The sequence below is a fragment of the Desulfatiferula olefinivorans genome (genome assembly GCF_054657895.1).
This window is the reverse complement of the sequence record NZ_BAAHXV010000001.1, coordinates 166776-192267: the sequence shown is the minus strand read 5'-3', so window position 1 is coordinate 192267 and position 25492 is coordinate 166776. Positions and strand designations below refer to the sequence as shown.

Here is a 25492-nt window from a genome sequence, read left to right as displayed (position 1 = left end):
AAGGGTCTGACATGCCGGAGCCGGTGACAGCTCCGGCTTGACACCGTGTAAAGATAACGAACAGGGGGGGGGATCAGTCGAAGGTCAATGTCACGCCGGGACAGGACTCGGTCACGCCCAGGACGACGCCGCTCTGCCGGCAGGCCTCGGTCAGGTCGGGCCAGAGGACGGAGGCGGTAAGCTCGGAAACGGGCTGGGCGGCCGGGGAGGGACAGCAGCAGGTGATGACGGTCGACGGACCCGTGCGTTTGACCGAAACGGTCAGGGTCTGGCCCGAAGGCAAAACGCCCGTGAGGGTTTCCAGACAGAGGAAGGCCAATAGCTGGAAGGCCATGGGATCCTGTTCGAGGGCAACCGGGTCGCCGGGACTGAGGGTGACGCTGTACCCCTTGTTCCGGAAAATGCGTTCGGTCAGGGCCAGCAGCCGCTCAAGGGCGTCCCGGGTGTCGATGACGCTCGTAAGAAAATCCGGGCCATGGGCGAAGCGGTTGAGGTTGTGGGTCAGACCGACACCGCGGTTCACCTGGTCCTTGATGCGTTTCAGGCTGGTATCCAGCCGCTCTTCCAGATCGGTGCAGCGATCGCCCATCATCAGGAAATCCTGCATCAGGCCGGCCGTTTCGCGAATGATGGCCAGCACGTTCTGAAGTTCGTGGGACACCGATGCGGTGATGCGTCCCATGAAGAAAGATCGGTCCGTTGGGGTGTTTTTCATGGCTGCTGTCCTTGTGGGGGTTGGGTCGCCTGGGTGATTTTTTTGAGCAGGTCATTGATGTCCAGGGGCTTGATCAGGTAATCCAGGGCCCCCAGCCGCATGCCTTCCATGCCCTCTTTGGTGGAGCCGTGGCCGGTCAGAAGGATCACGGGCAGATCGGGCTGAATGCGTTTGATCTGCTTGAGGGTTTCAAGGCCGGAGAGGCCCGGCATCATCAGGTCCAGAACCACGATGTCGACCTCCCTGTCCATGACGGTCTGGATGCCGGCTTCGCCGTCGGGGGCGGTATGGGTGACGTAGCCCCGCAGGTCGAGCCGCTCGGCCAGGGTCGAGGTGAATTCCGATTCGTCGTCGATCAAAAGGACGGTAATGGGTTTAGGGTTCATGATACTCCTCAGGGGTGTGGATGGGTTCTTTGGGCAGGGTGATGGTGAAGGTCGTGCCTTCGTTTTCCTTACTGGTCACCGCAATGGTTCCGCTCAGTTTAGAGATGATACCGTAGGTGATCGACAGGCCCAGCCCGGTCCCTTTTTCTTTCTTGGTCGTGAAAAAGGGGTCGAAAATATGCTTGATGATATGCGGCGGCATGCCGCAGCCGTTGTCGGCGATGGAGATCAGGATGCCGCCGTCGGGTTGGTTCTCGGTGTGCAGACTGATCACGCCGCCGTCGTTCACGGCGGCGAAGGCGTTGGTCAGAAGATTTAAAAACACCTGCTGGAGCTGGCCCCGGTCCGAAGACACCATGTGGAGCTGGGGGTCCAGGCTCAGCCTCAGATCGATCTTCCGATACAGAGCGTCCCGCTCCAGAAAGCCCATGACCTCGGTGAGAACCGTGTTGACGTTGATCGGTTCGATCTGGATTTCGATACGCCGGGCGAAGCCCAGGAGCCGGTGGGTGATCTTGCGGCAGCGGTCCACGGACGAAATCACCGAATCGGTCAGGGTTCTGAATTTATCCCGCTGCTTGAATTCATCGGAAAAATCCAGAAGATCATTCATCAGCCCGGCCTTTTCGTTGATGATGGCCAGGGGGTTGTTGATCTCGTGGGCCACCCCGGCGGCCAGCCGCCCGATGGACGACAGTTTCTGGGTATGCTGGAGTTCGGTCAGGGCCTTTTCCCGTTTTTCGTCGGAAGACCGGATGCGGCGGATAAGGACATTGGTGATCTTGATGATGACGAGGGTCAGCACGACCAGACTGATAGAAAAAATCACCAGAAGTTCGGTCTTGAGGGCCTGCCAGGATTTGAGCACCACCGACCGGGGCTTGACGATGACCAGCACGTAGTTGGCGCTGGTGAAAGCCGTGCTGGCGATCAGGATGTCCCGTCCGTCCGGGTCCTTGGTTTCGAAGATGTCGCTGCCGTACATGGCCTTGGGCAGGGACAGGGGACAGGGCTCCAAAAGCTGCCCGTAATGCTTGGAATGGGTCTGAAGGATGCCGTCCTTGTTCACCAGAAAGGCGTCGGACAGGGGGTCGAGGCCCATGCTGCTGATCAGGTTGTCAAACTGGTCCGTGTCGATGGTGGCCCGGAGAATCCAGGGCTCACCGGTTTCGGTCAGATGCTGGACCGCGATGATCAGATGGGGATATTTCCGATGCCCCATAAAGACGTTGCTGATGAACTGGCCTTTGAGCTGGGCCTCCTGGAACGAACTCTGGTCCGAATAATCCTTGCCCAGAAGGGCGTAGGGACCGGCGTAACTGATCAGCGTGCCGCGGGCGTCGATGACGCCCAGGTCGACGAACCCCCCCAGCTCGATCTTCAGATGGGCCAGGATCCGGTTCAGGGTCTGGTCGTTCTTCAGTTCCTCATACGTGTAGGCGGCGGAGATGAAGCGCACCGTGGACAGGCGCTCGTTCAAAAACAGCTCGAAGGAGTGCCGGGTCTTGTTGGCCAGGGTGATCAAAGGGGTGGTGATCTCCGCCCTCAGATGGCTCCGGTACTGGAAATGATTGATGACGATCATGGCCGCAAGGGGCAGGATGGTGATCGTCAGCATGGTGGCGATGATGTTCCGCCTGAGCCGTCTGTAGTGCTCGGGCGAGGTGTTGACGGAATCGAACAGCTTGTCGACGGTGCGACGGGTTTTCGACGTTTCAGACATGGCGGCCCTCGATTTGACGTGCCCAGAGGATATCCCCGGATTTCAGCCGGCGGTCCAGGAATCGGGTGAACAGGTCGGTGAAGAGACCGGCCACCGAGTCGCAGACCTCGATTTTCTTCCAACGGAGAAACTGATAATACTCATCTTCGATCGCACCGCAGATCACGGTGTGAATGTTTTCGGTCAGAACCAGATGGCAGAGCTTTTCACTGGAGGCCTGGGGCAGGACCACGGTCCGCTCCTCCTCGATCCTGTTGTCCTGGGACAGGGTGACGATCAGGGCCTCGGTGGCCAGGTCGAAGCGCGGGGCCACCTCGTTGAGATACAGGGGAATCAGGACTTTTTTGATCACAGCTGCGCTCCTGTCCGGCCCGAACGCGGGCCGACGGTCATTGGTCGAGTCCGTAAAGTTTCATCTTGCGCCACAGGGTGCTCCGTCCCCAGCCCAGAATGTCGGCGGCCTGGTGTTTTTTGCCCTTGGCCCGGATCAGGGCCGCCATAATCATGTCCCGCTCGGCCAGAGCCCAGGTGCGGGGCGTCGTCTCCGAAACAGGGGCCGGCTGGGCGTCCGGAAGCCCTGTGTCCTCCGGAGACGGCTCGTCAGCCGGAACAGGCAAAGGAGCGGCATCGAGCAGATAGGCCGGAAGATGCTCCAGATCGATGCGGACGTCGCTGGTGATGTTGGCCGCGTATTCCACGATATTGCGAAGCTCCCGGATGTTGCCCGGATAACGGTAGGCCGTCAGGCATTCCAGAGCCCGGGGCGTGAACCCCTGGACCGCCTTGTCGATCTGGGCGGCGAAACCGTTGAGGAAATGATCCAGAAGCAGCCGGATGTCCCCCTCACGCTTTCGAAGGGGCGGCAGGTGGATCCGGGCCACGTTCAGGCGGAACAAGAGATCCTGGCGAAACCGTTTGTCACGCACCATCTGTTCCAGGTCCCGGTGGGTGGCGGCGATGATGCGGACGTTGGCCTTGAACCCCGTGGTACTGCCCAGGGGATAGATGACCTTGTCGTCGAGAAAGGTCAGGAGTTTCACCTGGAGGGAAAGGGGCAGATCCCCGATTTCCGTCAGAAAGATCGTACCGTTGTGGGCCAGGCGAAACCGGCCGGGTTTGTTTTCCACGGCCCCGGTGAAGGCGCCCTTGTTGTGACCGAAAATTTCCGATTCCAGAAGGGTTTCGGGCAATGCCCCGCAGTTGATTTTGATGAAGGGGCCAGCGGCCCGGCCCGAGGTCTGGTGGATGGCCTCGGCCACCAGATCCTTGCCCGTGCCCGTCTCGCCGGTAATCAGGATCGACGCGTCGCTCTGGGCCAGAACCGGCAGGGTCTGGAACACCCGCTCCATCTGGGGGCTCCGACCCACGATGTCCGAAAAACTGTAGGCCTGGCTTTTGCGCACATGGAGCTGCTTGATCATCCGCAAATCTTCAAGGGTCTCCACATAGCCCAGATGGTTGCCGTCAGGATCATGGATGGGAGCGATGGTCAGGCGGACCGGAAGGTTCTGCCGGTCCCGGTTCACGATGTCGCTCTCGACGGTGTGAGACCTGTGCTGTTTTTTGCTGCTGCGTGCCGGGCAGTTCTGGACACAGAGCCTGCTCCGCATGATGCAGCGGCAGGGATAGCCGTAGGCCTGGGCCAGGGAGAACCCCGTGAGGGCCTCGAAGGCCTGGTTGACGAACACGATGCGGTGATCCCGGTCCAGCACGGCCAGACCCACGGGGATGTCGCTGAACATCCGCGTGAAATCGACGGCGGAGGTCAAAAGCCTGCTGACCTGGGGCGTGGGAAGGCTGATCATCGTCTGTTGTCCTTGGGTTCGATCTGAAAATCCCGATGGCCGGGTTCATGATGTTTTAAATTGTTTCATATTGCATCTTGAAGAATATTTCAATATGTTTTATTCACGTTCATACGGGCCGAACGGATGGGCCGGAAAGGGGGCGGAAACAACATGAAGATCGTCATCAATCTAAGAGCGCGGGTGGTGGCCACCCTGAGCCTTCTGGTTCTGGTGTCCCTCGTCGGCGGCGGCACCATGATCTGGTACACCTATCGGGTGGAAACCATGGTGCGCGAGGTCCTGGACCACAACATCGCCGCCTACCAGGCGGCCGAGGCCCTGGAAATCGCCCTGGTCAACCAGAAGGGCTTCGTGTCCTATTATGTGATGGACAAGGACCCGGCCTGGCTCCGGCAGCTGGGGGAATGGCGACAGACCTTCAAGGCCCGCCTGGCCCAGATCCGGGACAGGGAAACGACCCCCGAGGCCGCCGACATTCTCACCCGCATCGACCGGCGCTACAACGCCTATGTCACCGACAAGGACGTGGTCCTCGACCACTATTCCCGGGGTGATCAGGATGCCGGCATCGATCTTCACCAGAAGCTCAGGGAGGAATTTTTCGCCATTCTCGCTCTGTGTGAGGACTACAAGGCCCATCAGGACCGGGAAATCAGCCGGGCCCGATCGAACAGCAGCAGGGAGACCGCACGCCTCCGCAAAATGACGGTGACGGCCCTGCTCATCCAGGTGGGCGCCGGATTGTTTCTCGGGGCCATGCTCATCGGACAGGTGCTGGAGCCCTTGCGGATCCTGACCATGAAAACAGAACGCCGCCGCGGCGATCATCCGCCCATGGACCTGGTCAAGGCCCTGACCGACAACGTGGAGCATCTGCTCCGGGATGCCGGTCAGGCCCACGAGGAACTTGAGAAGAGCCGGGAAAACCTGGTGATGGCCGAAAAAATGGCCATGGTCGGCAAGCTGGCCGCCGGCATGGCCCACAGCGTGAGGAACCCCCTGACCTCGGTGAAAATGCGCCTGTTTTCCTTAAACCGGTCCCTGTCTCTGGACGAAGACCAGGCCGAGGACCTGATGGTCATCTCCGAGGAAATCCAGCATATTGACACCATTGTCCAGAATTTTCTTGAATTTTCCAGGCCCCCGCGCCTCCAGATGCAGCGGATCAGCCCCTCCACGGTGGTGGACATGACCCTCCAGCTTCTGACCCACCGTCTGAAGTCCTATGATGTCACGGTGCGGCTGGAACGGGACGCCGTGCTCCCCGACATCAAAGCCGACCCCGAACAGCTCAAGGAAGTGTTCGTGAATCTGATCGAAAACGCCTGCCAGGCCATGGGCCGGGGGGGCATGATCACCATCCGGGAGAAGCGGGCGGACACCGGCCCCGAACCCCGGGCCTGCGTCTTGACGTTCAGGGACAACGGACCGGGCATGACGGCCCATGCCCTTGAAAAGGCCTTTCTTCCCTTTTTCACCACCAAGGAGGACGGCACGGGGCTCGGACTGTCCATCGCCGAGCGGATCATTGACAATCACGGGGGGGCCATCCGCGTGGACAGCCTGCCGGGTGAAGGCGCCACATTCACCATCATTCTGCCTCCGTTTACGGAAACGACAAAGGAAAACCGATCATGAGCAAGGTGCTGATCATCGACGATGACGACAATCTGAGGGCAAGTTTCGAGAGGCTGCTGGCCCATGAAGGGTATCAGGTGACCACCGCGCCGTCGGCCGAAACAGGCATCCGCATGCTGGCCGAGGATGTGCCGGACCTGGTGGTTCTGGACATGCAGATGCCCGGAATGAACGGCCTTGAGGCCTTCGGCGTGATTCACAAGATGCAGCCCAAGCTGCCGGTGATCATCATGACGGCCTACGGCACCACGGAAACCGCCATCGAAACCATCAAGCAGGGGGCCTTCGACTACATCCTCAAACCCTTTGACATCCCGTCCCTGCTCACGGTCATCGCCCAGGCCGTGGACGCCGGACGGTTCATGCGCCGGCCGGTGACCCTCGATGACGGGCAGGACTCCGGGTATTCCTCCGAAGGGGAATCCATCGTGGGCCGGAGCAGGACCATGCAGGATGTGTATAAAACCATCGGTCGGGTGGCGGCCAGCGACGCCACCGTGCTGATCCGGGGTGAATCGGGCACCGGCAAGGAACTGGCCGCCCGTGCCATCTATCAGCACAGCACGCGGTCGGACAAGCCCTTTACGGTGATCAACTGTGTGGCCATTCCCGAAACCCTCCTCGAAAGCGAACTGTTCGGGTATGAGAAAGGGGCCTTTACCGGCGCAACCACCCGAAAAATAGGCAAGATCGAGCAGGCCAACGGGGGCACGGTCTTCCTCGACGAAATCGGCGACATGCCCGCCGGACTCCAGTCCAAGATTTTGCGGCTGCTCCAGGAGAAAAGCATCGAGCGCATCGGGGGCAGGGAAACCATCCCCGTGGATGTGCGCATCATCGCCGCCACCAACCGGGATCTGGAAAAGGCCATGGAAGAAGGGCTTTTCCGTGAAGACATCTATTTCCGCCTCAAGGTGGTGACCGTACAGCTTCCCCCCTTGCGCGAACGGGAGGGAGACATTCCCCTGCTGGCCCGGTATTTTCTCACACGCTATGCCCGGGAAAGCGGGGTGGTAAGCCCCGGCTTCACCGACGAGGCTTTGGTGAGCCTGTCTGCCTACCCCTGGCCGGGCAATGTGCGTGAACTGTCCAACGTGATCCGCAAGATCCTGATCTTCAACCGGGGCAACCCCGTCTCCCGGGAGGATGTGCTGAAAAACACCCGTCTCCCGGACCGGAAGGACGAGGGCGCCGGCCATGAGGAAAGCATGGCCGCCTGGATCAGGCGCCGGATCTCCCAGGGGACCGAGGACAATCTGTTTGACCGCTGCGTCGATGAATTCTCGGCCCTTCTGGTGACCGAAGCCCTCAAGGCCGCCGACGGCAACCGGTCCAGGGCCGCCAGGATTCTGGGGCTGTCCCGGCCGACCCTGCATGCAAAAATCGCCAAATACGATATCGAAATCGGATCATCCGTCGTGAAAAACACCTGAGCCTCACCCCGGCAAGGCTCCAAAAAACACGGGGTGTGCCCATCCGGCAGGCTGTGTCGAACAAAGGCCTTGACATGTAGTACATATGTGTACAATATGTGGTTCGCACATGAACGCAATGACGACGCATTGCATCTGAACGAGACGAAAAAGCCCGCCGTCCGGGCGGAAAATTTTTACGGTGGCTTTTATAAGGATGATGTGCTTTTAATAACCCGTGAGACACATGCCGGCTTACCGCAAGGGGAAATACTATGGAAACCTTTGAGACCCTCCTGGCCGGGTCGGCCAGGACCCACGGCCATCTGTGCGCCGGCCAGGTCATCGGGGTCAGGATGGCCCTTCTGGGTCTGTCCCTGATCGGCCTTGACGACACGAAAACCGGGCCGGACATCAAAAAACTGATCGTCTACGTGGAAATCGACCGCTGCGCCACCGACGCCATTTCCTACGTGACCGGGGTAAAACTGGGGCGACGGTCCCTGAAATTCAAGGACTACGGCATCATGGCCGCCACCTTCGTGAACCTTGAAACCGCCCGGGCCTTCCGGATCGTCTCCACCGAACGGTCCCGGGAGCTGGTATCCGTCTACGCCCCGGACATCGAGGACCCCCGGCGGGCTCAGCTCGACGCTTACAAGCGCATGCCGCTGTCCGAACTGTTCGAGGTGTTTGAGGTCCGGGTCGATATTCCGGACACCGATTACCCCGGCCCCACCCGGTACAAAGCCGTGTGCGACGCCTGCGGCGCCGTGGTCCGGGACGGCCGGGAAATCCGCGACAACGGCCGCGTACTCTGCCGTTTCTGTTCCGGCGACACGTATTACAGGTATCCGCTCAAAATCGACATGACGACACGGGGTGCATCATGAAAACCATCAAGGTCGAAGACGCCGTGGGCCTGGCCCTGGCCCACGATATCACGGAAATCAGGCCCGGCGAGTTCAAAGGCCCGGCCTTTCGCAAAGGCCATCGTGTGGGTGCCGGAGATGTCTGCCGGCTCATGCGTCTGGGCAAGCGACACCTTTATGTCCATGAGGACGAGGCCGGAAAGATTCATGAGGACGAGGCCGTGGTCGAACTGGCCCGGGCCCTTTCAGGACCGGGCATCCGCATCGAGGAGCGGCCCTCGGAGGGCAAGCTCCAGCTGTACGCCGCCCACGACGGCCTTGCGGTCATCAATGTGGAAGCCCTCATCGCCTTCAACATGATTCCCGACGTGATGTGCGCGAGCATCCACACCTTCACCCCGGTGAAAAAAGACGGGAAAATCGCCGGGACCCGGGCCGTCCCGCTTTCCATCCGCCGGGACGTGCTGGACCGGGCCGTGGCCCTGGCCGTCGACGCCGCCCCGGTGATTGCCGTCCTCCCCTTCAAACCCTTGCGTGTGCGCCTGGCCGTCACCGGCAGCGAAGTGTACGACGGCCTGATCGAAGACCGGTTCGAGGCCGTGGTGCGCCGTAAGCTGACCGCTTACGGGGCGACGCTCTTAGAAACGGTGATTCTGCCCGACGACCGGGCGGTGATCGCCCAGACCCTCAACGGTTTCGAAGAAAAAGGCACGGACCTGATCATCACCACCGGCGGCATGAGCGTGGACCCCGACGACGTGACCCGCCTGGGCATCCGGGACATGGGGGTTCACCGGGAGTATTACGGGGCCGGCGTGCTGCCCGGCACCATGTTTCTTCTGGCCTACCGGGGCGAGCTGCCCGTCATGGGCATTCCGGCCTGTGCCCTGTACCATGAGCGGACGGTCTTCGACCTGATGTTGCCCCGCCTCCTGGCCGGCGTCCATCCCGACAACCGGGATCTGGCCGCCCTTTCCCACGGCGGCCTCTGCCTGGACTGCCCGGTCTGTCATTTTCCGGCCTGCCCGTTTGGGAAGGCGGGACGGTAGGGGCGTGACCTTTGGTGTAACACGGACACACGGACGACCACGGACAGGCACGGACACACGGACCGCAGCGCGCCGTCCGTGTGTGTCCGTGAACGTCCGTGTCTGTCCGTGTGTCCGTGTTCGTCCGTGCACCCTTCCTTTAAGGAGAAGCCATGACCTTACACATTCTCGGCATCGACATCGGTTCGGTGTCCGTGTCGCTTGTTGAAATCACCCGTGAGGGCGCCATCGTCAACACCGCCTATGCCTTTCACAGGGGCGACATCGAAGGCGGCCTCGACCGTCTTCTCGCCGACATTGATTTTACTCGTATTTCCCATGTGGTAAAAACCGCCTCCACCCCCCGGAGGGTCAAGGCCCACGGGGTCTACGACAATCAGGTGTCGGTGATCGCCGCCGCCAGGTCCCGTCACGGCAACGTCCGATCCATCCTGGTGGTGGGCGGCGAACAGTTCGGCCTGATCCGGTTTGACGAGGCCGGCAACTACAAAAGCTTCAAAACCAACACCTCCTGCGCCGCCGGAACGGGCAGCTTTCTCGATCAGCAGGCCGGCCGGCTGAATCTGGCCGACATCGAAACCCTGAGCCGGGTGGCCTTCGAAAACGAGAATCCCTTTCCGCTGATCGCCTCCCGCTGCGCCGTGTTCGCCAAGACCGATCTGATCCACGCCCAGCAGGAAGGCTACAGCCTGTCGGAAATCAGCGACGGTCTCTGCTACGGGCTGGCCAAGAACATCGTGGATACGCTGTTCAGCGGCGGAACCCGGGCCGAGGGCCCCATGTTGTTCTGCGGCGGGGTTTCCAAAAACCGGGCCGTGAAGCGCCATCTCGAACAGCTGACCGGCGTCGGCCTGGCGGTCGATGACCTGTCCCATCTCTACGGTGCCCTGGGCGCTGCCCTGTCGGGTCTGGCCGACCTGGACAAGGGCCTTCCGGCCGAGGGGGTTCCCGGACTTTCACGCGAGACGATCTTTGTAAGGGACAAGGGGAACAAGGGTCCGGCTCTGCCCCCGCTTTTGCTCAGCCGATCAGACTATCCCGTGTTCGACAGCGCCCAGCGTTTTTTATATACGCCCGAAAGCGGAAAAAGCCCCGGCAATCCCGTGGAAACCGATTTCTACCGGGAGTTTGAAAAAGGGCAGGCGCTTAAGGTCTGTCTGGGCATCGACATCGGGTCCACCAGCACCAAGGCGGTGATCGTCGACCAGACGGGAGAGCCGGCGGCCGGCTTCTACACCCGGACCGCCGGCAATCCCCTTTCGGCGGTGTGCGCCATTTTCGAGACCCTGGACCGTCGTCTGGCGGCAGACAAAGGGGTGGCCCTTGACATCATCGCCTGCGGCACCACCGGATCGGGCCGGAAGTATATCGGCAGGATGATCGGAGCGGATCTCGTTCTCGACGAAATCACGGCCCACGCCCGGGCAGCCGTCTCGCTCAACCCCGACGTGGATACCATCATCGAGATCGGAGGGCAGGACGCCAAGTTCACCACCCTCAAACAGGGTCGGGTGACCTCGGCCGTAATGAACAATGTCTGCGCCGCGGGCACGGGCAGTTTCATCGAGGAACAGGCCCGGAAGCTGGGCTGTCCCCTGTCGGATTACGCCGCACGGGCCCTGGGTGTCGGGGCGCCCCAGTCCAGCGACCGCTGCACGGTATTCATGGAGCGGGATCTCAATCATTACCTGTCCGAAGGTTACAGCGTCGACGAGGTGCTGGCCTCGGTGCTTCATTCGGTCCGCGACAACTACCTGATCAAGGTGGCCAACGAAGGAGCCATCGGCGATGTGGTGCTCTTCCAGGGCGCCACGGCGAAAAACCAGGCCCTGGTGGCGGCCTTCGAACAGCGGCTGAACAAGCCCGTTCTCGTGTCGAAATTCTGCCACCTGACCGGGGCTTTGGGTACGGCCCTGACCCTTCTGGACGAGACGGTGCCGGCCTCGGCCTTCCGGGGGCTCGATCTTTACACCAAGACCATCCCCGTGCGGTCTGAAATCTGTCCGCTGTGCACCAACCACTGCAAACTGTCCGTGGCGGACATCGACGGGGAAACGGTGGCCTACGGATTCCTCTGCGGACGGGATTACGACACGAAAAAATTCGTGGCCAATAAAACGGCAGGATTCAATCTCCTCGCCGAACGAAAGAAAATCCAGCGGCTGTCCGATCAGGAGATGCCCCTGTCGTTCCGGGGCCCCCTGGTCGGAATTCCCTCGGCCCTTCACATGGCCGAGGATCTTCCCTACTGGCAGCGGTTTTTTCACAGCCTGTCCATCCGCACCGTCACCGGCGAGGGCGTGAAAGACGCGGTCAAACGGGGTAAACATTTGTCCGAAACGGAATTCTGCGCCCCGGCCACGGCCATGTACGGCCAGGTGGAAGACCTCCTGGGCCGGGCCGATGTGGTGTTTCTGCCCTATTATCTCGAAAATAAAAACAAAAACGCCCGGCGGCAGTTCTGCTACTACACACAGTACATCCCGTCCATCATGGCCGGAAACGATCGGAGGCGGGTACTCACCCCCCTTCTGAAATACCTGTACAGCCCCTTTCACACCAAGATGGAACTCTACCGGATGCTCAGGGGAATGGGCCTTTCGCTGTCGGTCTTCGAGGTATCCCAGGCTTATGACCGGGCCTTTACGGCCAAAGAGGAACACCTCCGGGCCTTTGAGGCCCTCTACGCGCGGGAACGGGCCCAGACGGACGATGTGAGCGTGGTGTTCCTGGGGCGGCCCTACACCGTGTTGTCAGCCTCGGCCAACAACGGCATTCCGGACATCTTTCGGAACCTGGGCGTCAAAACGTTCTTTCAGGACATGGTGCCTGTTTCGGATGACGAGAATCATCCGCTGCGGCCCCTTCTGTCCGATCTTCACTGGAACTATCCCGCGACCATCCTCAAGGCGGCCCAGGCCGTGGCCGAAACCCCCGGGGTCTATCCGGTGTTTGTCACGTCCTTCAAATGCACGCCGGATTCCTTCGGGCTGCGCTATTTCAAACAGATCATGGCTGAAACGGCTAAGCCCTACCTGATTCTGGAACTGGACGAACACGATTCCAGCGTGGGATACGAAACACGCATCGAGGCGGCGGTGCGGGCCTTCCGCAACCACGCCCGGGCAGACGAGGCACCGAAGACGCCGGATTACGCCCCGATGTTTTTCACCGCGGCGAAAAAGCTCGCCGGGAAAAATCTGGTGCTGCCCAACTGGGATCCCATCACCTGCCGGCTTTTGGCGGCGGTGCTGAAGCGGGAGGGTATCGAAACCTATCTGATCGAGGAAACACCGGCCACGATTTCCCGAAGCCTCACCTTCAACACCGGCCAGTGCACCCCGGCCAACGCCATCGCCCAGGGCTTTGCCGAAACCGTGAAAAAACACGATCTCGATCCCGCCCGAACCCTTTTGTGGATCAGCAAGTCAAACACCTGCAACCTGAAACTTTATCCCAACTTCATCGCCTCCCTGTTCCCGGCTTACGGTCTTGAAAAGGCGGGCGTCTACCACGGGGAGCTGACCTTCATCGACATCTCGGTGCGGGCCTCGATCAACGCCTATTTTTCCCACATGTTCGGCGGTATGATCCGGAAAATGGGCTGCATGATCCGGCCCTACGAACGGGAGAAAGGTGCCACGGACCGGGTTATCGAGAAAAGCGCGGCGATTCTCGAAGACGCCTTTCTCGGCAACCGGCCCAAGGAAGAGGCCGTCTCCCAGATCGTCTCCCGGTTCGAATGGATCGAAACAGAAAAACACGAACGGCCCAAGGTGGCGATTTTCGGGGATCTCTACGTCCGGGACAACCCTGTGATCAACCAGGACCTGATCCGGTTCATCGAAGAAAACGGCGGGGAAGTGATCACCACGCCCTACACGGACATGGGCAAGATGATCGCCCCCATGTATTTCAGGAAATGGTTCAACGAAGGGCTCTACATGAACCTGGTGTCGGTCAAGGCTCTGGTCACGGGTATGAAACTCATCGAGAAAAAGTATCACCGCTACTTCGAACGGGTGACACGGGAACCGCTCCATGCCTACGACGACGATCCGGAAGCCATCCTTTCGGCCTTTCACGTGAAGCCGGAAAACACGGGGGAATCCATGGAAAACATCCTGAAGGTTCATTATCTGGCCAAACAGCACCCGGATCTGTCGTTGTTTGTTCAGGCTTCCCCGGCCTTCTGCTGCCCCTCCATCGTCACCGAGGCCATGAAGCAGGAGATCGAACGGGTCACCGGCATTCCCGTGGTGTCCATCACGTATGACGGCACCGGTGGATTCAGGAACCGGAGTGTGATACCTTATTTGACATTTCCGAGGGGAAGGCAAATTCACGGACACAGGGACGAGCACGGACAGCCACGGACGAACACGGACATCAGTGCGCCGTCCGTGTGTCCGTGATCGTCCGTGTCCGTCCGTGAATGTCCGTGTGTCCGTGCACCGCACGTGTTCGTCCCTGTGTCCGTGCACCGCATTTTTTCCAAAACCTCCAAACCCCAAAAGGAGCACCCATGAAACTTATCACCCTGATCGGAAGTCCCCACGGGCAAAAAGGCAGCACGGCGCGGCTGGCCGCCGAGGTCATTGCCGGAGCCCGGTCGGTGGGGGCCGACAACGAAACCGTCATCCTCAAGGGGGACACCGTCAAGCCCTGCCGGGGTTGCGATGTCTGTCACGTCAGGGGGCGCTGTGTCCAGAAAGACGAGTTCCCGGACCTTCTCGACAAAATCCATGACGCCGACGGCCTGATTCTCGGCAGCCCCAACTACATCTTCAGTGTCAGCGCCCAGCTCAAGGCCTTCATGGACCGCTGCTGCGGCCCGGTGCACTGCCGGTCGTTCACGGGCAAATTCGGGGTATCCGTGGTCACCTCCGGCGGCGGCGACGAAGCGCCCATCGCCGAGTTCATGAACCATTTCATGATCATGACCGGCATGGTCCCCGTGGGCTCGGCCGTTGCCACCATGGGACTGATCGAGGGGGACGCCTTTCCCGAATCCATCCGTCAGGCCGCCTTCGACCTGGGCCGGAACCTGGTTGCCGCCTGGAAGACCCGGACGATCCCGGCCGACGTATCCGAGCGGCTTTCAAACTTCCATCAGCGCATGAAAGACCTGGTCATGTACTGCAAGGAAGACTGGCCCTATGAATACGATTACTGGCAACGCCATTATCCCGAATCCCTTTAAAAAACAACCTCTTCCAGGAACGCGCACATGACCCGCAAACGTAAGAGTGTAATTGCTGCAGCCGGCCTTGCGGCCGCCTATGTCGTCCTCGTTTTTTTCGGCGTGTCCGCCCTGCTGACCCGCATGGTTCCGGACCGGCTGGCCGGGATTCTCGGACGGCCCGTCGCCATCGACCACATCCGGGTCAATCCCCTGTCCCTGTCCGTGACCGTCCGGGGCTTTTCGGTCATGGAGGCGGACGGGTCGGCGCCCTTCGTCCGGTTCGACCGCCTGTACGTGAACGCCGAAATCCTGTCCCTTCTCAAGCGGGGACTGGTGGTCAAACGCCTGAGCCTGGACGGCCCCGAAATCAACCTGGTCCGGCTGGACGAGACGACCTTCAATGTTTCCGATCTTTTGAAAGGCGGTAACACGGCCCCCGAAGAACCGACGGACGTCCCTGCAAAAGACGGTGCCCGGCCCTTTTATTTCGCCGTGGCCGACATCGCGGTCAACAACGGCAGGGTCACCTATCGGGATCTGCCCGCGGGGGCCGACCACGCCGTCGAGCCCCTGACCTTCCGTCTGCCGCTGATCAGCAATTTTCCCAAGCAGCACGACCGGTTTTCCCATCCGGCCCTGTCCTGCTCGGTCAACGGGGCCGCCCTGACCGCCGACGTCAAGACCAAGCCCTTCAAGGACAGCCTGGAAACCGTCCTGGACCTGGGGCTCACCGGCCTCGCCCTTCCCCGTTACGCGGCCCATCTGCCCAGGGAGCGGGTCCATCTTTCCGTCGACCGGGGCCTGCTGGACCTGACGGCCCGCATCGCCTTTCGGAAAGAAGGGGGAAAATCCGTGGTCGAGGCCGAGGGCGCCCTCCACCTGTCCGATCTTGCCCTGACCGATCATCACGGCGGAAACCTGTTTTCCCTTACGGGCCTCCATATTTCCCTGCTGCCGTCGCCGGTAACGGACAAGCGGATGCATCTCGGCGAGGTCCGGATCGATTCGCCGACCCTTGACGTGGTGCGTGACGCGGACGGCGCATTCAACCTGACCGGGCTGGTCACCCCGGACGATGGCCCGGCGGACGAAACGACGACACAGGAGGCGGATGACGCCCCGTCCCCGGCCCTGGTCATCGACCGACTGGTGCTCGAAAAGGGCCTGATCCGGTTCACGGATCATGACGCACCCGGACAAAAGAACCCGGCGGTCACCGTTCTTTCCGGCCTGTCCGTCACCGCGGCCCCCCTTTCCACCGTCGACGGCCAGGTCTCCCGTGTCGACCTGAGCGCCCGGATCAACGACGCCGCCCCCCTTCGTCTGGGAACAGACCTGACGCTCAGCCCCCTGTCCGTGGACAGCGAGGCGGCCCTGTCCGATTTTTCTCTGGCCTGGCTCCAGCCCTACATTCCCGAACCGATCCGCCTGGGCCTCACCGGGGGACGGTTTGAAACCGAAGGGCATCTGCGTTTGACGATGCCTGCCGATCAGCCCATGGCGCTCACCGTCACCGCGGACGCCGCCGTGCGGGACTTTGCCTCGGTGGACCGGGACACGAACGAACCGTTTCTGACCTGGGACGATGTTAGCCTCGACAACCTTTCCCTGGCCATGGAACCCTTGCGGGTGGCTATTGACGCCGTCACGCTGAACCGGCTGAAACAGCGGATCCTGATCGATGAAAAAGGCGCCCTGAACCTCAGCACCATCGCAGGCACAAAGGAGGCGTCGCCCAAAACGCCCGAGGAGAAAGGTGACGAAAACGCTTCCTCGGCTGTCGTCCCCGTCCGCATCGGCACCCTGGCCCTTAACGGCACCGAGGTCCGTTTCAGGGACCGCAGTCTCACGCCGCCCTTCGCCACCCGCCTTGCCCTGAAAACCCTGACCGTGACCGGCCTGACCTCCGAGGATTTCAAGGCCGCCGATGTGAAAGCCAAGGGAACCCTGGACGGCACCGCACCCCTTGAAATCTCGGGCCGGATCAACCCCCTTTCCAAGGATCTGTTCGTGGATCTGGATTTGGGCCTTGGTAATGTGGACATGACCGCCTTTTCGACCTACACCGGCAAATACGTCGGCCGGGCCATCGAAAAAGGCAAGCTTTCCCTTGACGTGGATTACCACATCAAGGAAAAGGCCATCACGGCGGGCAACCGTCTGGTTCTCGATCAGTTCACCCTGGGAAAAACCGTGGACAGTCCCGACGCCCTGCCTCTGCCCCTGGGCCTCGCCGTCTCCCTGCTCAAGGACAGAAAAGGGGTGATCGACATCGATCTGCCGGTCTCGGGCCGCACCGATGACCCCGAGTTCCGCTGGGGCAAGGCGCTGCTCAAATCCCTGGTCAATCTGATCACCAAGGCCGCCACATCGCCCTTTGCGCTGGTGGGCTCCCTGGTGGGCGGGGGTGAGGAGCTTCGGTTTGTCGAATTCGATGCCGGTCGGGCGGTGGTGGACGAACCCGGAGAGCAGAAGCTTTCGGCCCTCCGGACACTTCTGGTCGAACGGCCGGGCCTGTCCATGGAGGTCATGGGCTATGCGGACCCCAAGACCGACGGACCGGCCCTGGCCGCCCGGCGCCTGGACCGCAGCATCCGGACGGCGGTGCTGCAGCGATCCGCCCGGTCCGCTAAGGCCGTGGACGACAAGGCGCTTTCCGCCATGGCGCTGACGGCCGAAGACCGGCTCTGGGCCCTGCGCCTTCTTTACAAAAAAGAGGTGATCGATCCGGGAGACGACCCGTCGGCCAAGCCCCTTTCCGATCCCGCCCTGACCGAAGGAGAGATGGAAGCGGCCCTTTTGAGCCGGATGATTGTCACCGACGGCGACCTCCGGATGCTGGCCGTCAGGCGGGCCCGGCAGACCATGACCCGGCTTCTCGCGGATCCGGCCGTTTCGGCGGAGCGGGTCTTTCTGGTCGAACCGGAAGCGCCCCTTGCCGTTCCCGACGACGGGTTCCGGCCCGGGCGGGTGGAATTGGGCCTGAAGTAAATGACGGCGGACGGACTTACCAGGTGATGGGCGGATAACCGTGACCGGTCAGCCAGGCGTTGGCGGCGGAAAAATGGCGACAGCCGAAAAAGCCCCGGTAAGCGGACAGGGGCGAGGGATGGGGGGCGGTCAGGATCAGGTGCCGGGACGGATCGATCAGACGGGCCCGGGCCTGGGCCGGGGCGCCCCAGAGCATGAACACCAGGCCCCGGCGCTGTTCGGACAGGGTGGTGATGATCTGGTCGGTCAGGGCGGTCCAGCCCAGGGTTTTGTGGGCGCCGGGTTTGCCCTGCTCGACGGTGAGGCTGGTGTTGAGCAGCAGGACCCCCTGATCGGCCCAGTCGCCCAGATCCGTGCTGCGGGTCAGGCGGTCGGGCAGGCCCGTGTCCTCGGCCAGTTCCCGGAAGATGTTTTTCAACGACGGCGGGGCGGCGACGCCCTCGGGCACGGAAAAGGCAAGGCCCATGGCCTGCCCCTCGCCGTGGTAGGGGTCCTGGCCCAGAATCACCACCCGCACCGCGTCGAAGGGAACCCGTTTCAGGGCGGCGAACACCCGGTCATCTTCAGGATAGAGGGTCCGGGTCCGGCGCAGCCGCCGGGTTTTTTCAAGAAGCCTAAGGGCCGCGCCCCCTTCGATCATCGGGACGCGGTCGGCCCAGGACGGATCAATCAGCGTTCCGAGCCCGACGTCCGGGCCGGGCTTACCCGTGTTTTTCTTCAAAATACCGCATAAAGTCGGCCAGGGCCGACACCGAGTCAAGGGTCGTGGCATTGTAGATCGAGGCCCGGCAGCCGCCGACGGATTTGTGGCCCTTGAGACCGCCCATGCCCTGCTTGAGGGCTTCGTCCACAAAGCGTTTTTCCAGCCCCTCGTCGGGCAGGCGGAAGGTCACGTTCATCAGGGAGCGGCTGTCGGTATCGGCCGTGCCTGTGTAAAAATCCCGGCTCCGGTCGATCACGTCGTACAGGGTTTTGGCTTTTTCCGCGTTGCGCCGTCCCATGGCCTCGACCCCGCCGTTTTCCTCCAGCCAGGCCATGACCAGTCGGACCACGTAGATGGTGAAACAGGGCGGCGTGTTGAACATCGAATTGTTTTTGGCGAAGGTCTTGTAGGACAGCATGGTCGGCAGCGTGTCGGGCACGCGGTCGAGCAGATCCTTGCGGATGATGACCAGGGCCGCTCCGGCCGGACCCATGTTTTTCTGCACCCCGGCGTAGATCATGCCGACGTTCGTCATGTCCATGGGGCGGCTCAGGATGTCCGAGGACATGTCCGCGATGATCGGCACGGAGAAGGTCTCCGGGAAGGCATGCCACTGGGTGCCCTTGACCGTGTTGTTCGAGGTCAGATGGACGAAGGCGGCCTTCGGGTCGACAGCAATGTCTTTCGGGATGTAGGCGTAGTTCCGGTCTTTGGACGAGGCCGCCACCCGGAGGGTCTTGTTCTGGATCCGGGCCTCGGCGATGGCCTTGGACGACCAGAGTCCCGTGTCCACGTAATCGGCGGTATCGCCCTCGCCCAGGAAATTCATGGGAATCATGGCGAACTGGAGGCTTGCCCCGCCCTGGATGAACAGAATCTCATACTCGTCCGACAGGCTCATCAGGCGGCGGATCCGGACGAGGGTGTCACCGAGGATCTCGTCGAACCAGGCCGACCGGTGGCTGAGTTCCATGACCGACATGCCGCTGCCCCTGTAATCGATCAGGGAGGCCTTGATGTCTTCGAGAACGGAAAGGGGCAGGGCCGAGGGGCCCGCATTGAAATTGTGAATGCGATGCTGTGTCATCGTGATGCTCCAAAAGGGGGTTGATCGTAAAAAAACGTGGCCCTGCTGTATCATATTTTTAAAAAATGAACTATAGTTTCGCGAAATAAATCACGAGGCAGGCCATGACGACGGAAAAAACGGAGCGGTTCTCCATCGACCGGTTTATCGCGGTTCTTTCGGAGCATTACACACACTGGGACGCGCCGGTGATCACCCTGATGTCCCACGCGGGGGCCGGCCCCTATCAGGTGCTGATCTCCACGGTCCTTTCCCTCAGAACCCGGGACGAGGTCACGGCCGAGGCGGCCAGACGCCTGTTTGCCCTGGCCAATACCCCGGAAGCCATGCTCACGCTGTCCGAGGAGGTTATCGCAGGCGCCATCTACCCCGTGGGCTTTTACCCGACCAAGGCCAAACGGATCCTCGAGATCAGCCGCATGATTCTGGACACCTTCGGCGGTGTGGTTCCCGACGAGATCGAGCCCCTTCTGACCCTTCCCGGCGTGGGCCGCAAGACCGCCAACCTGGTTCTGGTCGAAGGCTACCGCAAGGACGCTATCTGCGTGGACACCCACGTCCACCGGATCAGCAACCGCATCGGCTACGTGACGACCAAAACCCCGGACCAGACCGAAACGGCCCTGCGCCAAAAACTCCCCCGCCGCCACTGGATCACCTACAACGAGATCCTGGTGGCCTTCGGCCAGGTCCTCTGCCGGCCCCAGAGCCCCCACTGCTCCCGCTGTCCGGTCTCGTCCATGTGCCGGAGAATCGGCGTCGCCCGAAGCCGCTGACGCCCCCTGCCCTTATCGGTTTCGTCCGTATTTGTCATGGCTGGAGACCCAGTCGCCGGCCAGCACGGCGCTGGCCAGGGACAGCTCGCCGGCCAGGACGGTGCCGGCCACCAGTTCGGTAAATTTGGGCGCCTTGCCCGGGCCGTGACAGCCCAGAAGTTCCAGGTATTCCCTCTGGGTGGACAGGCCGGTGCCGCCCCCGTGGGTGGCCACGATCAGCGAGGGCAGGGTGATCGAAAAATAGTAATCGCCCGACGGGGTTTTCTCCACATAGACCAGACCCGCGCAGGATTCGGCCACATTGGCCGCGTCCTGGCCGCAGGCGATGAACATGGCCGTGATGCCGTTGGCCGCGTGGGAGCCGTTGTTGTTGGACCCGGCCAGAAAGGCCCCGAGACTGCTGACCTGCCGCTGCTGGACCAGCAGGTCCACCGAGGCGCCGGAAATCTTTTTCATCAACTCCGCCGGGATCGTGATTTCCGCCGTGACCCGTTTTCCCCGGGAGTGGAGCATGTTCAGGCGGGACGGCTTCTTGTCCGTGTCCATGTTGCCGGACAGCACATAGCGCACGATGTCCGGGCACCGGGATGTGATCCACCGGCAGGCTTCGAAGGTGGCCTTGCCCACCATGTTCTGACCGGCGGCGTCGCCGGTGGAATAGTTGAACCGCAGGTACATCAGCTTGCCCACCGGGTACTGTTCGATGGTTTTCAGCTTGCCCGACCGGGTGGTCGATTCGGCCCGGTCCTTGATCTCCTTGAAATGCTCCGTGATCCAGAGTCCGAAATCCCTTGTCTTTCGGGCGTTTTCAAAGTGAAACACCGGGGCCCGCTGCATGGCGTCGTCGAGAATCGTGGTGGTGACGCCCCCGCTTTCGTGAATTAGTTTCATGCCCCGGTTGTAACTGGCCACCAGGGTGCCCTCGGTGGTGGCCAGGGGAATGAAGAATTCCCCCCTGGCGTGTTCACCGTTGATCAGAAGGGGGCCGGCAAACCCCACGGGGATCTGGGCCACACCGCTGAACAGCTCGATGTTGCCGGGCAGTTCGGCCGGATCGAATGAATACTGACCGATGTGGCGGGTGGTGATCCCGGCCTGCGCTTCGACGAAGGCCCGTCGTTTGTCCGCCATGTCTCGGCTGTAGTCCCCTGCACCGGATTCCCGGGGAAGGCGTGTTCTCATCATGGTACTCCTTTTGGGTTAAGGGTAAAGAGCCTTATCATGCGTCGGTCCGGACCAGGGCCCGGGTGAGCAGGGTCACCATGGCGTTGATCTCCCCGGCCCCGTCGATCGCGACCTTTTTTTCGGTGACCAGCCGGCGCAGGGTCATGTGGCTGAACGCGCCCACAATCAGACGGCCGGCAAGGACCGGGTCGGTATCGGGACGAAGGGTCCCGTCTTTTTTTCCCTCGTCGATGATTCGCCCCAGGCGGTCCATGTACCGATCAAAGGCCCCAAAGGCCCCGGACCGGTAAAAGGCCTTGTTGAAAATCCCGTGGAGAATGAAGACCCGGGCGAACGACGGCTGGGTCAGACCGATCATAAACAGAAGGCGGATGAACCGTGAAAGCGCGCCAAGGGTGTCGCTGCGCCCGGGCGCGGCATCGTCGCCGTTCAGGTGATCCTGAAACCCCGTCTTCAGGACCGAGGGGCGGAACCCGTCTTCCAGGGTCCGGAACAAAAGGTCCTCCTTGTTCGCGAAATAATCGTAGATCGTTCCGTCAGCGACCCCGGCCCGGGAGGCAATGTCAAAGATGGTGGCGCTGTCGTACCCTTTCTCCGCAAAGACCGCCTCGGCGGCCGACAGAATATTCCGGCGCTTGTCCGCGGCCGCCGGCGCGCTCATGGGCGACGCCGTGATCATCGGTAAAATCAGGTCAAGAACCGGCTCGAAATCCGTTCGGGGGGCCGCCTCGTCGTTGAGAAGCTGATCGAGATTGACCAGGTCCATCATCCCGAAGACGGCGTCCCTCACCAGCCGTGGGTTCAAATCCTGACGGAACACCCCTGCCCGCTTGCCGTCCTCGATGATCCGGCCCAGGGCGATCAGGAACCAGCGGGCCTGGTCAAAGGCCGGATGATGATAAAACGCCAGGTTCGAACGACATTCGAAAAGCAAAAGCCGGCCGTAGTCCCGGTGCCGGTCCAGATAATACAAGCGGAACACGATAAGCTTCCGCAGGCGACTGACCGGATCGGGAAGGCCGAGAAGCTGTTCGTCCATCTTTTCCCGGATGTCCCTGAGACGCTCTTCGGCGATGGAAAACAGCAGATCCTCCTTGTTCTTGAAATAATGGTAGACCACGGAATCCCGAATACCCGCCCGTGAGGCGATCTCGGCGATGGTGGCCGAACGTCCCCGATCGGCCATGATCACTTCGGCTTCCCGCAGTATCCGCTGCCGGGTGGTCATTTCAGTCATATGCACCCAAATAGAATTTATTTTGAAATATCATTAACATTGAGAAAAATGAATCATATTCTACTTCGCCTGTCAAGGACAATCCCATGTCTGCGCCCGGGTGATCGGGTTTTTCCTGAAACGGGGCAATCGCCTGGACCTGCACGGGGCGAGACACAGCCTGAGGCCGTGTGCCATGTCCTTGTTTAAACCGGGGGTTCCGGGGGAAAACTCTCACGCTGCGGCAAAGTAATAAAGAGGGCGGTCAAGGCGCCCCGGAGGGGTCAATCGGGGTGGGGAAGACAGGCGTCGGGGCCGCCGACGGCGGCCCCGAATCCCATTCAAAAAATAATCTTGAACACGTCCTTGTATTTTTCGGCAAAGTGGAAGGTGATGCCTTCTTTGATGTAATCAGGCAGTTCGTCCACGTCCCTCTGGTTGTCGAAGGGCAGGATCAGCTCCATGATCTTCGACCGCCGGGCCGCGATGACCTTTTCCCGGATGCCGCCCACGGGCAGCACATGGCCGGTCAGGGTCAGCTCCCCGGTCATGGCCAGGGGGCCGCGGATCTGCCGGCCTAAGGCCAGGGACAGCAGGGCCGTGGCCATGGTGATGCCCGCGCTCGGGCCGTCCTTGGGGGTGGCGCCTTCGGGCACGTGCAGGTGGATGAAGGCGTTCTGGAAAAAATCACTGTTGCCCTTGAACTCCTTCATGTGGGATGAAATGAAGCTGTAGGCGATTTCCGCCGATTCCTTCATCACGTCGCCCAGTTTCCCGGTCAGCTTGAATCCCTTGCCCTTGTCGTGGACCGTCGTGGCCTCCACCGGCAGGGTGGCGCCGCCCATGGCGGTCCAGGCCAGGCCGGTGACCACACCCACGCCCTTGAGGCTGCGGTCTTTGCGGAAATAAGGGGCCCCCAGGTAGTCTTCGAGATTCCTGGTCCCGATGTTCACCAGGGTTTCCTCGCCTTCGAGGATCTTGACCACGGCCTTGCGCAGAATCTTGTTGAGCATCTTTTCCAGGTTCCGAACCCCGGCTTCCCGGGCGTATCCCTCGATGATCTGGCGGATGGCCGGTTCACTGATCTTCAGCTGTTTGGCGGTCAGGCCGTTCTTTTTCAGCTGCCGGGGCCACAGGTGCCGTTTGGCGATGTCCACCTTTTCCTGGGTGATGTAGCCCGACAGGGTGGTCACGTCCATCCGGTCCAAAAGGGGCCGGGGGATGGTGTCCAGCTGGTTGGCCGTGCAGATGAACAGCACCTTCGACAAATCGGCCCGCAGGTCGAAATAATGGTCGAGGAAATCTTTATTCTGTTCCGGATCCAGCGCTTCGAGCAGGGCCGAGGCCGGATCGCCCTGGTAGGAGGCCCCGATCTTGTCCACTTCGTCGAGCATGATCACCGGGTTGGACACGCCGGTCTCCCGCAGGGCCTGCATGAACTTGCCGGGCATGGCGCCCACGTAGGTCCGCCTATGGCCCTTGATTTCCGCCTCGTCCCGCATACCGCCCAGGCTGAACCGGTAGAACTTTCGGCCCAGGGCGTCGGCGACGGACTTGCCGATGGAGGTCTTGCCCACACCGGGGGGGCCCACCAGCAGCATGATGGAGCCGGAGACCTCGCCCTTGTAAACACCGACGGCCAGAAATTCGATGATGCGATCCTTGACGTCGGAAAGCCCGGCATGATGCCTGTCCAGGGTTTTCCGGGCCGCCTTGATGTCCAGCTTGTCCTTGGAGTAAACACCCCAGGGAATGGAGGTGATCCAGTCCAGGTAGTTGCGGGACACCCCGTATTCGGACGACCCCTTTTCCAGCACGGACAGCTTCTGGATCTCGCTGTCCACCCGTTCACGCACATGGTCGGGCACCGTCAGTTTGGTCAGGCGCTCTTCGAACTGCTCGATGTCGGCGGTACGGTCGTCCTTGGCGATGCCCAGTTCCTTCTGGATGATCTTGAGCTGCTCACGCAGGAAGAACTTGCGCTGGTTGTCGCTGACGTTGCGGTTCATTTCCTGGGTGATCTCGCTCTGGAGCTTGACCACGTCCAGCTCTTTTTTCAAAATAACCAGCACCTTCTCCATGCGGGCGATGATCGGCACGGTTTCCAGGATGGCCTGAAGCTCCTCGCCGGTGGCCGTGGTCAGGGTGGCCGCGAAATCCGACAACGGTGAGGGTTCGTTGGGCGTAAAGCGCGTCAGGTAGTCCTTGAGCCCCTCGCCGTACAGGGGATTCAGCGGCAGCAGTTCCTTGATGGTGTTGATGATGGCCATGGCGTAGGCCCTGATCCGGTCCCGGTCCGAATCTTCACTGACCGGATAGTCGACCCGGGTGAGGAAGGGGATCTCTGCGGTGAGAAACTCACGAATCTCAAACCGTCGAAGTCCTTCGGCCACAAACAGGATCTTGCCGCTTTCCCGTTTGATGTTGTGCAGCCGCACCACGCAGCCCATTTTTGAAAAATGATCGATGCCAAGCGGTTCGTCCTGATGCCGTCGGGGGACAAAGGCCAGCCCCAGCATGCGGTGGTCGGTGTTTTCGACCCGGGTGATGGTGCTGTCCCAAAGCTCTTCACTGACCACCAGCGGCTGAACCTGGGCCGGGAAAAAGGGCCTGCCGGACATGGGCAGCAGGTAAATGCGGTCCGGAGCGAAGCTCTGGGCGGAAATCAATCCGGAGGTCTGGGCGTTGTCTTCATCTTCGACGATTTCTGGGGTGATGGGTTCGTTGCTTTCGCTCATGGCCTTGC

18 protein-coding genes are annotated in these 25492 nt (G+C 61.2%); 8 read left to right on the top strand and 10 right to left on the bottom strand.

Features of this window, described 5'->3' with window-relative positions:
- Positions 1–73 precede the first annotated feature (73 nt).
- The 5 genes from ACYQ11_RS00710 to ACYQ11_RS00690 are packed head-to-tail and all read right to left on the bottom strand — an operon-like array spanning position 74 to position 4629.
- On the bottom strand, positions 74–715 hold the full coding sequence (locus ACYQ11_RS00710; protein WP_459921811.1) for a histidine kinase dimerization/phospho-acceptor domain-containing protein: 642 nt from the start codon (positions 713–715) through the stop codon (positions 74–76).
- Positions 712–1101: a response regulator gene (locus ACYQ11_RS00705; RefSeq protein ID WP_459921810.1), complete on the bottom strand. Its 390-nt coding sequence runs from the start codon at positions 1099–1101 to the stop codon at positions 712–714. Before ACYQ11_RS00705 ends, ACYQ11_RS00710 begins: the two co-directional genes overlap by 4 nt.
- Positions 1091–2824, bottom strand: coding sequence for a sensor histidine kinase (locus tag ACYQ11_RS00700; protein ID WP_459921809.1), 1734 nt, complete (start codon positions 2822–2824; stop codon positions 1091–1093). Before ACYQ11_RS00700 ends, ACYQ11_RS00705 begins: the two co-directional genes overlap by 11 nt.
- Positions 2817–3176 carry a NifB/NifX family molybdenum-iron cluster-binding protein gene (locus tag ACYQ11_RS00695; protein ID WP_459921808.1) on the bottom strand — a complete coding sequence of 120 codons (360 nt, stop codon included), beginning with the start codon at positions 3174–3176 and terminating at the stop codon, positions 2817–2819. Before ACYQ11_RS00695 ends, ACYQ11_RS00700 begins: the two co-directional genes overlap by 8 nt.
- Positions 3177–3213: 37 nt before the next feature.
- The gene (locus ACYQ11_RS00690) at positions 3214–4629 is read right to left on the bottom strand and encodes a sigma-54 interaction domain-containing protein (RefSeq protein WP_459921807.1); all 1416 of its coding nucleotides are present in this window, start codon (positions 4627–4629) and stop codon (positions 3214–3216) included.
- A 153-nt stretch (positions 4630–4782) separates the two neighbouring features.
- On the opposite strand from ACYQ11_RS00690, the gene ACYQ11_RS00685 reads away from it, so the two are divergent.
- The 7 genes from ACYQ11_RS00685 (at position 4783) to ACYQ11_RS00655 (ending at position 17779) form a co-directional block, all read left to right on the top strand.
- Positions 4783–6270, top strand: a complete 1488-nt coding sequence (locus tag ACYQ11_RS00685; protein WP_459921806.1) for a sensor histidine kinase — start codon at positions 4783–4785, stop codon at positions 6268–6270.
- Entirely contained in the window at positions 6267–7703 is a 1437-nt protein-coding gene (locus ACYQ11_RS00680; RefSeq protein WP_459921805.1) for a sigma-54-dependent transcriptional regulator, read from the top strand. The genes ACYQ11_RS00685 and ACYQ11_RS00680 overlap by 4 nt, the downstream gene beginning before the upstream one ends.
- Positions 7704–7957: 254 nt before the next feature.
- A complete protein-coding gene (locus ACYQ11_RS00675; RefSeq protein ID WP_459921804.1) occupies positions 7958–8575 on the top strand; it encodes an FmdE family protein in 618 nt (205 codons plus the stop codon).
- Positions 8572–9603: a molybdopterin-binding protein gene (locus ACYQ11_RS00670; RefSeq protein ID WP_459921803.1), complete on the top strand. Its 1032-nt coding sequence runs from the start codon at positions 8572–8574 to the stop codon at positions 9601–9603. Before ACYQ11_RS00675 ends, ACYQ11_RS00670 begins: the two co-directional genes overlap by 4 nt.
- A 152-nt stretch (positions 9604–9755) precedes the next feature.
- On the top strand, positions 9756–14018 hold the full coding sequence (locus tag ACYQ11_RS00665) for an acyl-CoA dehydratase activase (protein WP_459921802.1): 4263 nt from the start codon (positions 9756–9758) through the stop codon (positions 14016–14018).
- A 110-nt stretch (positions 14019–14128) separates the two neighbouring features.
- Entirely contained in the window at positions 14129–14806 is a 678-nt protein-coding gene (locus tag ACYQ11_RS00660) for a flavodoxin family protein (RefSeq protein ID WP_459921801.1), read from the top strand.
- Between the two features lie 27 nt (positions 14807–14833).
- Positions 14834–17779, top strand: a complete 2946-nt coding sequence (locus ACYQ11_RS00655) for a DUF748 domain-containing protein (RefSeq protein ID WP_459921800.1) — start codon at positions 14834–14836, stop codon at positions 17777–17779.
- A gap of 16 nt (positions 17780–17795) precedes the next feature.
- On the opposite strand, the gene ung is transcribed toward ACYQ11_RS00655, so the two are convergent.
- On the bottom strand, positions 17796–18500 hold the full coding sequence (gene ung, locus ACYQ11_RS00650; protein ID WP_459921799.1) for a uracil-DNA glycosylase: 705 nt from the start codon (positions 18498–18500) through the stop codon (positions 17796–17798).
- On the bottom strand, positions 18481–19569 hold the full coding sequence (gene serC, locus ACYQ11_RS00645; protein ID WP_459921798.1) for a 3-phosphoserine/phosphohydroxythreonine transaminase: 1089 nt from the start codon (positions 19567–19569) through the stop codon (positions 18481–18483). Before serC ends, ung begins: the two co-directional genes overlap by 20 nt.
- Positions 19570–19673: 104 nt before the next feature.
- On the opposite strand from serC, the gene ACYQ11_RS00640 reads away from it, so the two are divergent.
- Positions 19674–20345 carry an endonuclease III domain-containing protein gene (locus ACYQ11_RS00640; protein ID WP_459921797.1) on the top strand — a complete coding sequence of 224 codons (672 nt, stop codon included), beginning with the start codon at positions 19674–19676 and terminating at the stop codon, positions 20343–20345.
- 12 nt (positions 20346–20357) lie between these two features.
- Here ACYQ11_RS00640 and ACYQ11_RS00635 read toward each other — a convergent pair whose 3' ends face one another.
- The 3 genes from ACYQ11_RS00635 to lon form a co-directional block, all read right to left on the bottom strand.
- Positions 20358–21530 carry a hydroxymethylglutaryl-CoA reductase gene (locus ACYQ11_RS00635; RefSeq protein WP_459921796.1) on the bottom strand — a complete coding sequence of 391 codons (1173 nt, stop codon included), beginning with the start codon at positions 21528–21530 and terminating at the stop codon, positions 20358–20360.
- A 34-nt stretch (positions 21531–21564) separates the two neighbouring features.
- Positions 21565–22767, bottom strand: coding sequence for a TetR/AcrR family transcriptional regulator (locus ACYQ11_RS00630; RefSeq protein ID WP_459921795.1), 1203 nt, complete (start codon positions 22765–22767; stop codon positions 21565–21567).
- A gap of 320 nt (positions 22768–23087) precedes the next feature.
- Complete coding sequence (gene lon / locus ACYQ11_RS00625) at positions 23088–25484, bottom strand: endopeptidase La (protein WP_459921794.1); 2397 nt, start codon at positions 25482–25484, stop codon at positions 23088–23090.
- Positions 25485–25492 lie beyond the last annotated feature (8 nt).

Coding starts and splice junctions, on each gene's coding strand:
- lon (WP_459921794.1), bottom strand. CDS start 25,484: ATGAGCGAAAGCAACGAACCCATCACCCCAGAAATCGTCGAAGATGAA.
- ACYQ11_RS00685 (WP_459921806.1), top strand. CDS start 4,783: ATGAAGATCGTCATCAATCTAAGAGCGCGGGTGGTGGCCACCCTGAGC.
- ACYQ11_RS00655 (WP_459921800.1), top strand. CDS start 14,834: ATGACCCGCAAACGTAAGAGTGTAATTGCTGCAGCCGGCCTTGCGGCC.
- ACYQ11_RS00660 (WP_459921801.1), top strand. CDS start 14,129: ATGAAACTTATCACCCTGATCGGAAGTCCCCACGGGCAAAAAGGCAGC.
- ACYQ11_RS00710 (WP_459921811.1), bottom strand. CDS start 715: ATGAAAAACACCCCAACGGACCGATCTTTCTTCATGGGACGCATCACC.
- ACYQ11_RS00640 (WP_459921797.1), top strand. CDS start 19,674: ATGACGACGGAAAAAACGGAGCGGTTCTCCATCGACCGGTTTATCGCG.
- serC (WP_459921798.1), bottom strand. CDS start 19,569: ATGACACAGCATCGCATTCACAATTTCAATGCGGGCCCCTCGGCCCTG.
- ACYQ11_RS00635 (WP_459921796.1), bottom strand. CDS start 21,530: ATGATGAGAACACGCCTTCCCCGGGAATCCGGTGCAGGGGACTACAGC.
- ACYQ11_RS00680 (WP_459921805.1), top strand. CDS start 6,267: ATGAGCAAGGTGCTGATCATCGACGATGACGACAATCTGAGGGCAAGT.
- ACYQ11_RS00675 (WP_459921804.1), top strand. CDS start 7,958: ATGGAAACCTTTGAGACCCTCCTGGCCGGGTCGGCCAGGACCCACGGC.
- ACYQ11_RS00670 (WP_459921803.1), top strand. CDS start 8,572: ATGAAAACCATCAAGGTCGAAGACGCCGTGGGCCTGGCCCTGGCCCAC.
- ACYQ11_RS00690 (WP_459921807.1), bottom strand. CDS start 4,629: ATGATCAGCCTTCCCACGCCCCAGGTCAGCAGGCTTTTGACCTCCGCC.
- ACYQ11_RS00665 (WP_459921802.1), top strand. CDS start 9,756: ATGACCTTACACATTCTCGGCATCGACATCGGTTCGGTGTCCGTGTCG.
- ACYQ11_RS00705 (WP_459921810.1), bottom strand. CDS start 1,101: ATGAACCCTAAACCCATTACCGTCCTTTTGATCGACGACGAATCGGAA.
- ACYQ11_RS00700 (WP_459921809.1), bottom strand. CDS start 2,824: ATGTCTGAAACGTCGAAAACCCGTCGCACCGTCGACAAGCTGTTCGAT.
- ACYQ11_RS00630 (WP_459921795.1), bottom strand. CDS start 22,767: ATGACTGAAATGACCACCCGGCAGCGGATACTGCGGGAAGCCGAAGTG.